This is a genomic window from Streptomyces sp. NPDC012827 (genome assembly GCF_042900905.1).
In the GTDB taxonomy this organism is placed as follows: Bacteria; Actinomycetota; Actinomycetes; order Streptomycetales; family Streptomycetaceae; genus Streptomyces; species Streptomyces gulbargensis.
This window is the reverse complement of the sequence record NZ_JBIBBY010000001.1, coordinates 90,389-104,340: the sequence shown is the minus strand read 5'-3', so window position 1 is coordinate 104,340 and position 13,952 is coordinate 90,389. Positions and strand designations below refer to the sequence as shown.

Here is a 13,952-nt window from a genome sequence, read left to right as displayed (position 1 = left end):
GAGATACGGCCATGGCCGTCGTCACGATGCGGGAGCTGCTGGAGAGCGGCGTCCACTTCGGTCACCAGACCCGTCGCTGGAACCCGAAGATGAAGCGTTTCATCTTCACCGAGCGCAACGGCATCTACATCATCGACCTGCTCCAGTCGCTGTCGTACATCGACCGCGCCTACGAGTTCGTCAAGGAGACCGTCGCGCACGGCGGCTCCATCATGTTCGTCGGTACGAAGAAGCAGGCCCAGGAGGCCATCGCCGAGCAGGCGACCCGCGTCGGCATGCCGTACGTGAACCAGCGCTGGCTGGGCGGCATGCTCACCAACTTCTCGACCGTCTACAAGCGTCTGCAGCGCCTCAAGGAGCTCGAGCAGATCGACTTCGAGGACGTGGCCGCGTCGGGCCTCACCAAGAAGGAGCTCCTGGTCCTCTCCCGCGAGAAGGCCAAGCTGGAGAAGACCCTCGGTGGTATCCGCGAGATGCAGAAGGTGCCGAGCGCCGTCTGGATCGTCGACACCAAGAAGGAGCACATCGCCGTCGGTGAGGCGCGCAAGCTCCACATCCCGGTCGTCGCGATCCTCGACACCAACTGCGACCCCGACGAGGTCGACTACAAGATCCCGGGCAACGACGACGCGATCCGCTCCGTCACCCTGCTCACCCGCGTGATCGCCGACGCCGTCGCCGAGGGCCTCATCGCCCGCTCCGGCGCCGCGACCGGCGACTCGAAGCCGGGCGAGAAGGCCGCGGGCGAGCCGCTCGCCGAGTGGGAGCGCGACCTGCTCGAGGGCGACAAGAAGGCCGACGAGGCCGCCGCCGAGAAGCCGGCCGAGGCCGAGGCCGCCGCCGAGGCTCCGGCTGCCGAGGCTCCGGCCGCGGAGGCCGAGGCCACCGAGGCTCCGGCCGCGGACGCCGAGCAGGCCTGACCCTTCAGGTCCCTGAGGACCTTCGGGTGGACGGCGGAGGCCCACGAAGCCTCCGCCGTCCACCCGTGGACCCGCCCGATCTTTCAGACTTCGAGAGAGAAACAGACTCATGGCGAACTACACCGCCGCTGACGTCAAGAAGCTCCGCGAGCTCACCGGCGCCGGCATGATGGACTGCAAGAAGGCCCTGGACGAGGCCGACGGCGACGTCGACAAGGCCGTCGAGGCCCTGCGCATCAAGGGCCAGAAGGGTGTCGCCAAGCGTGAGGGCCGCTCCGCCGAGAACGGCGCCGTGGTCTCCCTCATCGCCGACGACAACACCTCCGGTGTCCTGGTCGAGCTGAAGTGCGAGACGGACTTCGTCGCCAAGGGCGAGAAGTTCCTGGCCGTCGCCAACGCGCTCGCCGAGCACGTCGCCAAGACCTCCCCGGCCGACATCGACGCCCTGCTGGCCTCGGAGATCGAGTCCGGCAAGACCGTCCAGGCGTTCGTGGACGAGGCCAACGCCAACCTCGGCGAGAAGATCGTCCTGGACCGCTTCGCGCAGTACGCCGACGGTTACGTCTCCGCGTACATGCACCGCACCATGCCCGACCTGCCGCCGCAGATCGGTGTCCTGGTGGAGCTGGACAAGGAGGACGCCGCGGTCGCCAAGGGTGTCGCCCAGCACATCGCCGCGTTCGCCCCGAAGTACCTCTCCAAGGAGGACGTCCCGGCCGAGGTCGTCGAGACCGAGCGCCGCGTCGCCGAGGAGACCACCCGCGCCGAGGGCAAGCCCGAGGCCGCGCTCCCCAAGATCGTCGAGGGTCGCCTCAACGGCTTCTTCAAGGACGCGACGCTGCTCGGCCAGCCGTACGCCCTGGACAACAAGAAGACCGTCCAGCAGATCCTGGACGAGGCCGGTGTCACCCTGAAGCGCTTCTCGCGCATCAAGGTCGGCATCTGAGTCCGTTCGCATACGCGACGGACACCGGACCCCGGTAGGGTCTGAAGCAGTCGTCCGCGCCCGCGCAGGACGACCGCAGATCTGACGAGGAGGCCATTGCCGCACGGGACACCCACGAGGACCCCAGGCAATGGCCTTCTTCGTATGTGCACGAGGAGATCTCCATGAATCAGGGCGCCGTACAGGGCGACGACAACAACGGCAAAAAGGCCGGCCGCTACATGCTGAAGCTGTCCGGGGAGGCCTTCTCCGGCGGTACCGGCCTGGGCGTCGACCCCGACGTCGTGCACGCCATCGCGCGCGAGATCGCGGCAGTCGTCCGCGACGGCGCGGAGATCGCGATCGTGATCGGCGGCGGAAACTTCTTCCGCGGCGCCGAACTCCAGCAGCGCGGCATGGACCGGGCCCGGTCCGACTACATGGGCATGCTCGGCACCGTGATGAACTGCCTCGCCCTCCAGGACTTCCTGGAGAAGGAGGGCATCGACTCGCGCGTCCAGACCGCCATCACCATGGGGCAGGTCGCCGAGCCGTACATCCCGCTGCGCGCCGTGCGCCACCTGGAGAAGGGGCGCGTCGTCATCTTCGGCGCCGGTATGGGCATGCCGTACTTCTCCACGGACACCACGGCCGCCCAGCGTGCCCTGGAGATCGACGCCGAGGCCCTGCTCATGGGCAAGAACGGCGTGGACGGCGTCTACGACTCCGACCCCAAGACCAACCCCGACGCGGTCAAGTTCGACGCGCTGGAGTACGGCGAGGTGCTCTCGCGCGACCTGAAGGTCGCCGACGCCACCGCCATCACCCTGTGCCGGGACAACAATCTCCCGATCCTCGTCTTCGAACTGCTCACCGAGGGCAATATCGCGCGCGCGGTGAAGGGTGAGAAGATCGGCACGCTCGTGAGCGACCAGGGCACCCGGGCCTGACCCGAACCGGGAACCGCCCCGCCAGGGGCTGGACGACAGCCCTGCCGGTCGTACACCGTGCAGGACACAACGCGACGACACGCAGGAGCAACTGGTGATCGAAGAGACCCTCCTCGAGGCCGAGGAGAAGATGGAGAAGGCCGTCGTGGTCGCCAAGGAGGACTTCGCCGCGATCCGCACCGGCCGTGCGCACCCGGCGATGTTCAACAAGATCGTGGCGGACTACTACGGCGCCATCACGCCCATCAACCAGCTGGCGTCGTTCTCCGTCCCGGAGCCGCGCATGGCCGTGGTGACCCCGTTCGACAAGAGCGCGCTGCGCAACATCGAGCAGGCGATCCGGGACTCGGACCTCGGCGTCAACCCGAGCAACGACGGCAACATCATCCGGGTGGTGTTCCCCGAGCTGACCGAGGAGCGCCGCCGCGAGTACATCAAGGTCGCCAAGGGCAAGGCCGAGGACTCGAAGATCTCGATCCGCTCGGTCCGCCGCAAGGCCAAGGAGACCATCGACAAGCTCGTGAAGGACGGCGAGGTCGGCGAGGACGAGGGCCGCCGCGCCGAGAAGGAGCTCGACGACACCACCGCGAAGTACGTCGCGCAGGTGGACGAGCTGCTCAAGCACAAGGAAGCCGAGCTGCTCGAGGTCTGATGAACGACTCTTCCTGGGGGTCGCCGGCCGGTGCCGGCTTCGGCGGACCCGACCAGGGGCCTGCCCCGGCGGGTCCCGCCCACGATCGGCAGGAGGCGTCGCAGACTCGCCCCATGCCCATCGTGCCCGACGTTCCCGCCGGCGGATTCCAGGACGGTCACGGCCGGGGGGCCGCCCACACGGGCGGTCCCCTGTTCCGTGACGGGGGACCGCACGAGCACCCGCAGGAGCCCATGTCCAGCCCCACCCCCCCTCCGTCGTCCCCCTCCGGGGAGCCGCGGCAGAAGAAGAGCGCGGGGCGGGACCTGGGCGCGGCCATAGGGGTCGGAGTCGGTCTCGGCGCCGTCGTCATCGCCTCGCTGTTCTTCTGGCCGCCGGCGTTCGTCGGCGTCATAGCGATCGCCGTGGTGGTCGGGCTCTGGGAGCTCACCTCCCGTCTCCAGGAGCGCAAGGAGATCAAGGCGCCGCTGGTGCCGCTCGCCGTCGGCGGCGCGGCGATGGTCGTCGCCGGTTTCGTGCGCGGGCCGGAAGGCGCGTGGGTCGCGATGGCCCTGACCGCCCTCGCGGTGCTGGTGTGGCGGATGACGGAGCCCCCCGAGGGCTATCTGAAGGACGTCACGGCCGGTGTCTTCGCCGCGTTCTACGTGCCGTTCCTGGCGACGTTCGTGGCGCTGCTGCTCACGGCTGACGACGGGCCGTGGCGGGTGCTGACGTTCCTGCTGCTGACGGTCGTCAGCGACACGGGGGCGTACGCGATCGGCTGGCGGTTCGGCAAGCGCAAACTGGCCCCGCGGATCAGCCCCGGCAAGACCCGTGAGGGGCTGGCCGGCGCGGTGACGTTCGCGATGGCGGCGGGCGCGCTGTGCATGGAGTTCCTGATCGACGGCGGCACCTGGTGGCAGGGGCTGCTGCTGGGCCTGGCGGTGGCGGCGAGCGCGACGCTCGGTGACCTCGGCGAGTCGATGATCAAGCGGGACCTCGGCATCAAGGACATGGGCACGCTGCTGCCGGGGCACGGCGGGATCATGGACCGGCTGGACTCGCTGCTGCCGACGGCACCGGTGGTGTGGCTGCTGCTCGGACTGTTCGTCGGAACGGGTTGACGGACAGCGGGTACTCTGGAAGGGCTCGTGGCGCGTGGCGTCGCGGGCCCTTCGTAGTCCCCCGCCGCTGCGGGGGGTGATCCAGAGGTCTCCCGGCTCCGGCGCCGTGCCGCCGTGCTCGCCGTGCCACCCGCCGCCGCGGGGGCGGACCTCGTCGTTTTGAGGAGACGCCCGACGTGGCCCGTCCGCTTCCCGGAGAACTCACTTTCGTCGCCCCGCGCGGAGCCAAGCAGCCGCCGCGGCACCTCGCCGACCTGTCGCCCGCCGAGCGGAAGGAGGCGGTCGCGGCGATCGGCGAGAAGCCGTTCCGTGCCAAGCAGCTGTCGACGCACTACTTCGCCCGGTACGCGCACGACCCCGCGGCGTGGACCGACATCCCGGCCGCGTCGCGGGAGAAGCTGGCGGCCGAGCTGCTGCCGGACCTGATGTCGGTGGTGCGGCACGTGTCGTGCGACGACGACACCACCCGTAAGACGCTGTGGCGGCTGCACGACGGCACGCTCGTGGAGTCGGTGCTCATGCGCTACCCGGACCGGGTGACGATGTGCATCTCCTCCCAGGCCGGCTGCGGCATGAACTGTCCGTTCTGCGCCACCGGGCAGGCCGGTCTCGACCGGAACCTGTCGACCGCGGAGATCGTGCACCAGATCGTGGACGGGATGCGGGCGCTGCGCGACGGGGAGGTCCCCGGCGGGCCGGCGCGGCTGTCGAACATCGTGTTCATGGGGATGGGCGAGCCGCTCGCGAACTACAAGCGGGTCGTCGGCGCGATCCGCCGGCTCACCGACCCGGAGCCGGACGGCCTCGGTCTGTCGCAGCGCGGGATCACCGTGTCCACGGTCGGCCTGGTGCCGGCGATGCTGCGGTTCGCCGACGAGGGCTTCAAGTGCCGTCTGGCGGTCTCGCTGCACGCGCCGGACGACGAGCTGCGCGACACGCTCGTACCGGTGAACACGCGGTGGAAGGTGCGGGAGGTCCTCGACGCGGCATGGGAGTACGCGGAGAAGTCCGGGCGCCGGATCTCCATCGAGTACGCCCTCATCCGGGACATCAACGACCAGGCGTGGCGGGGTGACCTGCTGGGCCGGCTGCTGAAGGGCAAGAGGGTGCACGTCAACCTGATCCCGCTGAACCCGACCCCGGGCTCCAAGTGGACGGCGTCCCGGCCCGAGGACGAGAAGGCGTTCGTCGAGGCGATCGCCGCCCACGGCGTTCCGGTGACCGTCCGGGACACCCGCGGCCAGGAGATCGACGGCGCCTGTGGACAGCTCGCGGCGTCCGAGCGCTGACCTTGTACGCTGTGCTCGAACACATCTGCATATTCCGACAGGGGAGCGCCACAGCGCTGAGAGTGCGGTGACCGTCAGACCGCAGACCCTCTGAACCTCGCCCAGGTCATTCTGGGTAGGAAGTTCGGTCGTTAACTCGAGCTGTTGCGCCCTGCCCGCGTCCGGTCCGCCGGTCGCGGGCAGGGCCGCGTCTCTTCCTGGTCACCCCCAGGAGGAATCCAGTGAGCACCAAGAAGTACGCCGCCGTCGCGCTGGTCGCGGCGCTGGGCGTCACGAGTCTCGCCGCCTGCTCCACCGAGGACGTCCGCGACGCGGCGGGCAAGAGCGGTGGGCCGGCGCCGAAGACCGTGACGCTCGTGAGCCACGACTCGTTCAACGCCTCCAAGGAGGTGCTGGCCGCGTTCACCGAGGAGACCGGTTACACGGTCAAGATCCTCAAGGCCGGTGACGCGGGCGAGGCCGTGAACAAGGAGATCCTCACCAAGGGCTCGCCGCAGGGTGACGTCTTCTTCGGCGTCGACAACACCCTGCTGTCCCGCGCCCTCGACAACGGGATCTTCGTGCCGTACGAGGCGAAGGGCCTGGACCGGGTGCCCGCCGCGTACCGGCCGGACGAGGAGCACCGGGTCACGCCCGTCGACTCCGGCGACATCTGCGTCAACTACGACAAGAAGTTCTTCGCGGACAAGAAGCTGGCGCCGCCGCGGACCTTCGACGACCTGGCGAAGCCGCAGTACAAGGACCTGCTGGTGGTGGAGAACCCGGAGCGGTCCTCCCCGGGCCTCGGTTTCCTGCTCGGCACGGTCGCCGCGTACGGCGACGAGGGCTGGCAGGACTACTGGAAGAAGCTGAAGGCCAACGGGGTCAAGACCGTCGACAGCTGGGAGCTCGCCTACAACCAGGAGTTCTCCGGCTCGGCCGGCGGCAAGCAGGCCAAGGGCGATCGGCCGCTCGTCGTCTCGTACGCCTCCAGCCCGCCCGTGGAGGTCCTCTACGGCGAGCCGCGGCCGAAGGAGGCCCCCACGGGGGTGTCGACCGGCACCTGCTTCCGGCAGATCGAGTTCGCGGGGCTGCTGAACGGGGCGAAGAACCCCGAGGGCGGCAAGAAGCTGATCGACTTCCTGATCTCCAAGAAGTTCCAGGACGACATGCCGCTGCAGATGTTCGTCAACCCGGTGGCGAAGGACGCGAGCCTGCCGGAGCTGTTCACGCGGCACGGCGTGGTGGTCGAGCGGCCGGAGACGATGGCGCCGGAGAAGATCGCCGAGAAGCGTGACGGGTGGATCCGGCAGTGGTCCTCGCTCGTCCTGAAGTGACGCGCGGTCGCGGGGGGAGCGCGGCGCGGCTGGGCCTGATGGCCCTGCCGGTCGCGTTCTTCGCGGTCTTCTTCGCCTGGCCGGTCGTCTCGATCGTGGACCGGGGGCTGCGGCCCGACGGGACGTGGCGGTTCGGCCGGATCGGCGAGACGCTGAGCCGGCCGGAGATCCTGGACGTGCTCGGTTTCACCGTGGGGCAGGCGGCGGCCTCCACCGGGCTGACGCTGCTGCTCGCGCTGCCGGGGGCGTACGTCTTCGCCCGCTTCGACTTCCCCGGCAAGAACGTGCTGCGGGCGGTCGTCACGGTGCCCTTCGTGCTGCCGACGGTGCTCGTCGGCACGGCGTTCCTCGCGGTCGCCGGCCGGGGCGGGCTGACGGACACGCTGTGGGGGGTGCGGCTCGACACCGGTGTGTGGGCCATCCTCCTCGCCCATGTCTTCTTCAACTACGCGGTGGTCGTCCGGACCGTCGGCGGGCTCTGGGCCCAGCTCGACCCGCGCCAGGAGGAGGCGGCCCGGGTCCTCGGCGCCTCCCGCTTCACGGCCTGGCGGACGGTGACGCTGCCGGCGCTGGTGCCGGCCGTGTCGGCGGCCGCGCTGATGGTGTTCCTGTTCACCTTCACCTCCTTCGGTGTCGTGCAGATCCTCGGCGGGGACGCGTACACGACGCTGGAGGCGGAGATCTACCGGCAGACGGCCCGGCTGCTGGACCTGCCGACGGCCGCCGTGCTGACGCTGACGCAGTTCGTGGCGGTCGGCGTGATCCTCGGTGTGCACGCCTGGACGGTCCGCCGGCGGGAGACCGCGCTGCGGCTGGTGGCGGCGGAGCGGACCGCCCGCCGGCCGCGCGGCGCCGGGCAGTGGACACTGCTGGCCGTGGTGCTGCTGACGGTGGCGCTGCTGATCCTGCTGCCGCTGGGCGTGCTCGTGGAGCGGTCCTTCGCCGGGCCCGACGGGTACGGGCTGCGTTACTACCGGGCGCTCGGTTCGCTCGACGCGACCGGCACCTTCCTGGTGCCGCCGCTGGAGGCGATCGGGAACTCGCTGCGGTACGCGGTGGCGGCGACCGGCATCGCGGTGCTGATCGGCGGGCTCGCGGCGGCGGCGCTGACCCGGCGGGCGGGGCGTCTCGTGCGCGGCTTCGACGCGCTGCTGATGCTGCCGCTCGGGGTGTCGGCGGTGACCGTCGGTTTCGGCTTCCTCATCACGCTCGACGAGCCGCCGTTCGACCTGCGGGCCAGCTGGATCCTGGTGCCGCTCGCGCAGGCCCTGGTCGGGGTGCCGTTCGTGGTGCGGACGATGCTGCCGGTGCTGCGGGCGGTGGACGAGCGGCTGCGGGAGGCGGCGGCCGTGCTCGGCGCCTCGCCGTGGCGCGCCTGGCGGGAGGTGGACCTGCCGATGGTGCGGCGGGCGCTGCTCGTCGCGTCCGGGTTCGCCTTCGCCGTCTCGCTGGGCGAGTTCGGCGCGACGGTGTTCATCGCCCGGCCGGACAGTCCGACGCTGCCGGTGGCGGTGGCACGGCTGCTGGGCCGGCCCGGTGAGCTCAACTACGGGCAGGCGATGGCCCTGTCGACGATTCTGATGGTGGTGTGCGCGGTGTCCCTGCTGCTGCTCGAACGGCTGCGGACCGACCGGACCACCGGGGAGTTCTGATGCTGACACTCGACGGCGCGACCGTACGGTACGGGGCGCGGGCCGTGCTCGACGGCGTGGACCTGGTGGTCGGCGAGCACGAGATCGTCTGTGTGCTGGGCCCCAGCGGCAGCGGCAAGTCGACGCTGCTGCGGGCGGTGGCGGGGCTGCGGGACCCGGACGCGGGGCGGGTGCTGCTGGGCGGTGCCGACCAGGCGGGCGTGCCGCCGCACCGGCGGGGTGTGGGGCTCATGTTCCAGGACCACCAGCTGTTCCCGCAGCGGGACGTGGCGGGGAACGTGGAGTTCGGCCTGCGGATGCGGGGGGTGGACCGGGCCGAGCGGGAGGGGCGGGTGGCGGAGCTGCTCGACCTGGTGGGGCTGCCGGGCGCGCAGCGGCGGGCGGTCGCCTCCCTGTCCGGTGGCGAGCAGCAGCGGGTGGCGCTGGCCCGGGCGCTGGCCCCCCGGCCCCGGCTCCTCATGCTGGACGAGCCGCTCGGGCAGCTGGACCGGGGGCTGCGGGAGCGGCTCGTGGTCGAGCTGCGGCAGCTCTTCGGGCGGCTGGGGACGACGGTGCTGGCCGTCACCCATGACCAGGGGGAGGCGTTCGCGCTGGCCGACCGGGTCGTGGTCATGCGGGAGGGCCGGATCGCGCAGTCGGGGGCGCCGGTGGAGGTGTGGCAGCGGCCCGCCTCCGCGTTCGTGGCCCGTTTCCTCGGCTTCGACAACGTGGTGCCCGCGGCGGTGTCCGGCACGGAGGCGAGCACCGTGTGGGGTCGCGTCCCGGTCCCGGCCGGCTCGCCGCAGGGCGCCCGCAGCCTCCTGATCCGCCCGGCGGGCGTGCGGGTCGCCGGCCGGGGGGAGGGCCTGCCCTGCCGGGTAGCCGCCCGTACCTTCCGCGGCCATCACGTGTCCGTCGTGCTCCACCCGGCCGAGGGGCCCCCTCTGGAGGCGGAGTTCCCGCTGGGCGACGTGCCCGACGAGGGCGCCGAGATCCGTGTGACCTTCCGGGCGGAGGACGTGGTGGTCCTGGACGAGCCCGCCGACGGCGGGGCCTGACCGGGCGGGGCGGGCGCCGGGCGAGTGCGGCGTCGAACTCGTCCGGGGTGTGGATCTCGCGCGGGTGACCGGGCGGCGGGACGGGGGTGGGGGCGTCGCCATGGGCCCCCGACGGGCGGCCCGTGGCGACGGGGCCCCGCTGTCAGCCGGTCAGGGGCAGCGCCGCCAGCGTGCCGACCAGCCAGGTGACCGGGAGGAACACCGCGAGGAGGACACCGGCCCGCATCAGGGCGGCCGTGCGCAGGACGGTGGGCGGTGCGCCGAGCCGCAGCAGCGCTTCGGTGGTGCGGGCGCGGTACTGGCGGGACTCCAGGGCCGCGGTGAGCAGCGTCGCCGTGGTGCAGACGACGATCAGGAGGGCGCCCAGGCCGGTGAGCGGCCCGAACACGTCGGTGCCTGGGCCCGAGGCGTACACCGTGGCCGCCGCGATCAGGCCGGAGAGGACCGCGCCGACCACGCCGAGAGGGCGGCCGATGCGTGGCGCCTCGCCCATGAGGACCCGGCCGGCGAGGAGCCGTACGGCGCCCGGCCGGACCGCCTGGAGGAGGCGTCCGCAGCCGTGGGCGATGCCCGGTCCGGCCGTCGCGAGGCCGAGCGCGGTCAGGACCCAGCCGGCGAGGACCCCGGTGGGGCTGCCGTCGAAGCGGCCCGGCAGGGGCAGGCCGCTCCCGCCGCCGCCCCGGGCGGCGTACGTCTCGACGGCGAGGCCGACCGAGACCAGTGCCACGCCCCACGGCAGCCCGGAGGGCAGGGTCCGTTCGGCGCCCCGGGCGGCGGGGGCGTCGGTGCGGCCGGGCCGGAGCGCCAGGCCGGCCGCCGTGGCGGCGACGGCGGGCGGGAGCGCGAGCAGGGTGAGGGCGGCGGCGACGGGGACGGGCCGGTCGGCGGCGAGGAGTCCGGCCGCCGCCCCGTCGAAGGGCAGGCCGCTGAGGTCGCCGCGCAGGTGCAGGTAGAGAAGGAGGGCGACCGCCGAGCCGAGCGTGCAGGCGACCGCGGTGGAGGCCGCGGCGACGGCGGTGAGCCGGGCCGGGCCGAGCCCGACGGCCGAGAGGCCGGGCCGGGGCCGGACGCTCGGGTCGGTGCGGGCGACCGCGACGGCGAACTGGACGGTGGCCGCCAGCGGCAGCGCGCACCACAGCAGCCGCAGCGCGGAGGCGGAGGACCGGTCGGGGTGGCCGACGGCGTACCCGAGTGTGCACAGCAGCAGGAAGCCGACCCCGGCGGTCGCGGCGGCGACGAGGAGGCGCCGCAGCTGGACGACGGGGTGGGTGCCGCGGACTAGACGGAGAGCGAGCACGCCGTGACGCCCTCCGCACCGGACGACGGGGGTACGGCGCCGGTCCGGCGTCCGTCGAGCAGGGCGACCGTGCGGTCGGCGAGGGCCGCGATCTCGTCGTCGTGGGTGGCGAGGACGACGGTGATGCCGTGCGAGCGGGCGGCGGCCGTGAGGGTGCGCAGCACCAGGGCGCCGTCGGCCTGGTGCAGGGCGGCGGTCGGCTCGTCGGCGAAGAGGACGGACGGGGTGGTGACGAGGGCGCGGGCGAGCGCGATCCGCTGGCGCTGCGACCGGGTGAGGGCGTGGGGGCGGGTCCGGGCGGTGTCGCCGATGTCGAGCCGGTCGAGCCACTCGCCGGCGGCGGTCCGCGCGGCGCGGTGGGACACCCCGCCCAGGAGCAGGGGGAGGGCGGCGTTCTCCCAGCCGGTGAGTTCGGGGACGAGACCGGGCTCGGGGCCGATCCAGCCGAAACGGTCGCGGCGGAGCCGTTCGCGCTGGGCGCGGCCGAGGGTGTGCACGGGGGAGCTGTTGAACCAGACCTCGCCCCGCTGGGGGACGAGCTGGCCGGAGAGGCAGCGCAGGAGGGTGGTCTTGCCGCTGCCGCGCGGGCCGGTCAGGGCGAGGATCTCGCCCTCGCGGACGCCGAGGGAGACGCCGCTGAGGGCGTCGGAGCCGTCCAGGGCGCAGTGCAGGGAACGCGCCCAGAGCACGTCGTTGTCCGGTGGGGCCACCATCGCGTTCACCTCGATGTCGGATCTGATGCGTCGTCCCCCGTTTCCCCCGTGTTCCGCCGTACGGGGGAACGAGGGGACGGGCCAGTGGGTCACTCGGCACCGTAAGGAGTCGGGTCGGCATGTCCGGACAGCACGCGGCCCGGGCCGCCGCCATCCACTCGGATGGCGGCAGACCCGGGCCGGGGTCACGCCGTGAGGGCGGCGTGAGGCTTCGGGGCGGTGAACCGTTACAGCTTGGTCCAGGCCTCGGTGAGGGTGGCGCGCAGGATCCCCTCGATCTCGTCGAACGTGGACTGGTCCGAGATCAGCGGCGGAGCCAGCTGGATGACCGGGTCGCCACGGTCGTCGGCACGGCAGTACAGGCCGTTGTCGAAGAGGGCCTTGGAGAGGAAGCCGTAGAGGACGCGCTCGGTCTCCTCGTCGTTGAAGGACTCCTTGGTGGCCTTGTCCTTCACGAGCTCGATGCCGTAGAAGAAGCCGTTGCCGCGGACGTCGCCGACGATCGGCAGGTCGTGCAGCTTCTGCAGCGTCGACAGGAAGTTGCCCTCGTTGTCGAGCACGTGCTGGTTGAGCTTCTCCTTCTCGAACAGGTCGAGGTTGGCGATGCCCACGGCCGCGGAGACCGGGTGGCCGCCGAAGGTGTAGCCGTGCAGGAAGGTGTTGTCACCCTTGTAGAACGGCTCGGCCAGGCGGTCGGAGATGATGCACGCGCCGATCGGGGAGTAGCCCGAGGTCATGCCCTTGGCGCAGGTGATCATGTCCGGCACGTAGCCGAACTTGTCGCAGGCGAAGGTGGTGCCGAGGCGGCCGAAGGCGCAGATGACCTCGTCGGAGACGAGCAGCACGTCGTACTGGTCGCAGATCTCGCGGACGCGCTTGAAGTACCCGGGCGGCGGCGGGAAGCAGCCGCCGGCGTTCTGCACCGGCTCCAGGAAGACCGCGGCGACGGTGTCCGGGCCCTCGAAGAGGATCTGCTGCTCGATCTGGTCGGCGGCCCAGCGGCCGAAGGCCTCCGGGTCGTCGCCGAACAGCGGCGCGCGGTAGATGTTGGTGTTCGGCACCTTGTGCGCGCCGGGGACCAGCGGCTCGAAGGGGGCCTTCAGGCCGGGGAGGCCCGTGATGGACAGGGCGCCCTGCGGGGTGCCGTGGTAGGCGACCGCACGCGAGATGACCTTGTACTTGGTGGGCTTGCCGACCAGCTTGAAGTACTGCTTGGCGAGCTTCCACGCGGTCTCGACGGCTTCGCCGCCACCGGTGGTGAAGAAGACCTTGTTGAGGTCGCCGGGGGCCTCGTGCGCGAGGCGCTCGGCCAGCTCGACGGCCTTCGGGTGGGCGTAGGACCACACCGGGAAGAAGGCGAGCTCCTGGGCCTGCTTGGCGGCGACCTGGGCGAGCTCGCCGCGACCGTGTCCGGCCTGGACCACGAAGAGGCCGGCGAGGCCGTCGAGGTACTTGCGGCCCTTGTCGTCCCAGATGTAGGTGCCTTCACCGCGGACGATGGTCGGCACGGGGTTGTTCTCGTACGACGACATGCGGGTGAAGTGCATCCACAGGTGGTCGTAGGCGGACTTGGAGAGATCGCTGCGGGAGTTGCTCACGGCTATCGGGTTCCCCACATATAGGTCTGCTTCTTGAGCTTGAGGTAGACGAAGCTCTCGGTGGAGCGCACGCCGGGGAGAGTGCGGATGCGCCGGTTGATCACTTCCAGGAGGTGGTCGTCGTCCTCGCAGACGATCTCCACCATGAGGTCGAAGGAGCCCGCGGTCATCACCACGTACTCACATTCGGCCATGGCCGTCAGCGCGTCCGCGACCGGATCCAGGTCACCCTCGACGTTGATGCCGACCATCGCCTGCCGCCGGAAGCCCACGGTGAGCGGGTCGGTGACGGCGACGATCTGCATGACGCCCTGGTCGAGCAGCTTCTGGACGCGCTGCCGCACGGCCGCTTCGGAGAGGCCGACGGCCTTGCCTATCGCGGCGTAGGGACGGCGGCCGTCCTGTTGGAGCTGTTCGATGATCGCCAGGGAGACGGCATCGATCGTCGGGGACGAACCGGTTCCGGTTCTCGGGTCTGTGCTTCGACTGGCCACGTCTTC

The 13,952-nt window shown here is 71.5% G+C and carries 13 protein-coding genes and 1 riboswitch; of the genes, 9 read left to right on the top strand and 4 right to left on the bottom strand.

Translation table 11 applies throughout. The annotated features are described in order from the left end of the window. Positions 1-11: 11 nt before the first annotated feature. The 9 genes from rpsB to ACFY60_RS00390 all read left to right on the top strand — a co-directional run bounded on the left by rpsB (position 12) and on the right by ACFY60_RS00390 (position 9,844). The gene (gene rpsB, locus ACFY60_RS00430; protein ID WP_309055913.1) at positions 12-920 is read left to right on the top strand and encodes a 30S ribosomal protein S2; all 909 of its coding nucleotides are present in this window, start codon (positions 12-14) and stop codon (positions 918-920) included. Between the two features lie 109 nt (positions 921-1,029). Then, entirely contained in the window at positions 1,030-1,866 is an 837-nt protein-coding gene (gene tsf, locus ACFY60_RS00425; protein WP_388608017.1) for a translation elongation factor Ts, read from the top strand. Positions 1,867-2,030: 164 nt separating this feature from the next. Further along, complete coding sequence (gene pyrH, locus ACFY60_RS00420; RefSeq protein ID WP_388608018.1) at positions 2,031-2,795, top strand: UMP kinase; 765 nt, start codon at positions 2,031-2,033, stop codon at positions 2,793-2,795. Positions 2,796-2,889: 94 nt separating this feature from the next. Beyond that, positions 2,890-3,447, top strand: coding sequence for a ribosome recycling factor (frr, locus tag ACFY60_RS00415; RefSeq protein ID WP_026057589.1), 558 nt, complete (start codon positions 2,890-2,892; stop codon positions 3,445-3,447). Beyond that, on the top strand, positions 3,447-4,550 hold the full coding sequence (locus tag ACFY60_RS00410; protein ID WP_388608020.1) for a phosphatidate cytidylyltransferase: 1,104 nt from the start codon (positions 3,447-3,449) through the stop codon (positions 4,548-4,550). Before frr ends, ACFY60_RS00410 begins: the two co-directional genes overlap by 1 nt. 176 nt (positions 4,551-4,726) lie before the next feature. Further along, positions 4,727-5,839 (top strand): 23S rRNA (adenine(2503)-C(2))-methyltransferase RlmN, encoded by a 1,113-nt coding sequence (gene rlmN / locus ACFY60_RS00405; protein WP_309052900.1) that lies wholly within the window; start codon positions 4,727-4,729, stop codon positions 5,837-5,839. 29 nt (positions 5,840-5,868) lie between these two features. Further along, positions 5,869-5,979, top strand: a riboswitch (TPP riboswitch). An 81-nt stretch (positions 5,980-6,060) separates the two neighbouring features. After that, on the top strand, positions 6,061-7,155 hold the full coding sequence (locus tag ACFY60_RS00400; protein WP_388608022.1) for a thiamine ABC transporter substrate binding subunit: 1,095 nt from the start codon (positions 6,061-6,063) through the stop codon (positions 7,153-7,155). Positions 7,156-7,193: 38 nt separating this feature from the next. Next, positions 7,194-8,807, top strand: a complete 1,614-nt coding sequence (locus ACFY60_RS00395; RefSeq protein ID WP_388608024.1) for an ABC transporter permease — start codon at positions 7,194-7,196, stop codon at positions 8,805-8,807. Beyond that, positions 8,807-9,844, top strand: coding sequence for an ABC transporter ATP-binding protein (locus ACFY60_RS00390; protein WP_388608026.1), 1,038 nt, complete (start codon positions 8,807-8,809; stop codon positions 9,842-9,844). Before ACFY60_RS00395 ends, ACFY60_RS00390 begins: the two co-directional genes overlap by 1 nt. A gap of 142 nt (positions 9,845-9,986) precedes the next feature. On the opposite strand, the gene ACFY60_RS00385 is transcribed toward ACFY60_RS00390, so the two are convergent. The 4 genes from ACFY60_RS00385 to ACFY60_RS00370 all read right to left on the bottom strand — a co-directional run bounded on the left by ACFY60_RS00385 (position 9,987) and on the right by ACFY60_RS00370 (position 13,946). Then, positions 9,987-11,141: a hypothetical protein gene (locus tag ACFY60_RS00385; protein WP_388608028.1), complete on the bottom strand. Its 1,155-nt coding sequence runs from the start codon at positions 11,139-11,141 to the stop codon at positions 9,987-9,989. Further along, on the bottom strand, positions 11,123-11,854 hold the full coding sequence (locus ACFY60_RS00380) for an ABC transporter ATP-binding protein (protein ID WP_388608030.1): 732 nt from the start codon (positions 11,852-11,854) through the stop codon (positions 11,123-11,125). The genes ACFY60_RS00385 and ACFY60_RS00380 overlap by 19 nt, the downstream gene beginning before the upstream one ends. A gap of 227 nt (positions 11,855-12,081) precedes the next feature. After that, the gene (locus tag ACFY60_RS00375; RefSeq protein ID WP_388608032.1) at positions 12,082-13,470 is read right to left on the bottom strand and encodes an aspartate aminotransferase family protein; all 1,389 of its coding nucleotides are present in this window, start codon (positions 13,468-13,470) and stop codon (positions 12,082-12,084) included. Beyond that, on the bottom strand, positions 13,455-13,946 hold the full coding sequence (locus tag ACFY60_RS00370) for an Lrp/AsnC family transcriptional regulator (RefSeq protein WP_309053624.1): 492 nt from the start codon (positions 13,944-13,946) through the stop codon (positions 13,455-13,457). The genes ACFY60_RS00375 and ACFY60_RS00370 overlap by 16 nt, the downstream gene beginning before the upstream one ends. Between the last annotated feature and the right edge of the window lie 6 nt (positions 13,947-13,952).

What these genes read in the sequence shown, in the direction of transcription:
- rpsB (WP_309055913.1), top strand. Translation starts at nt 12, where the DNA reads ATGGCCGTCGTCACGATGCGGGAGCTGCTGGAGAGCGGCGTCCACTTC.
- tsf (WP_388608017.1), top strand. Translation starts at nt 1,030, where the DNA reads ATGGCGAACTACACCGCCGCTGACGTCAAGAAGCTCCGCGAGCTCACC.
- pyrH (WP_388608018.1), top strand. Translation starts at nt 2,031, where the DNA reads ATGAATCAGGGCGCCGTACAGGGCGACGACAACAACGGCAAAAAGGCC.
- ACFY60_RS00410 (WP_388608020.1), top strand. Translation starts at nt 3,447, where the DNA reads ATGAACGACTCTTCCTGGGGGTCGCCGGCCGGTGCCGGCTTCGGCGGA.
- ACFY60_RS00395 (WP_388608024.1), top strand. Translation starts at nt 7,194, where the DNA reads ATGGCCCTGCCGGTCGCGTTCTTCGCGGTCTTCTTCGCCTGGCCGGTC.
- ACFY60_RS00390 (WP_388608026.1), top strand. Translation starts at nt 8,807, where the DNA reads ATGCTGACACTCGACGGCGCGACCGTACGGTACGGGGCGCGGGCCGTG.
- ACFY60_RS00380 (WP_388608030.1), bottom strand. Translation starts at nt 11,854, where the DNA reads ATGGTGGCCCCACCGGACAACGACGTGCTCTGGGCGCGTTCCCTGCAC.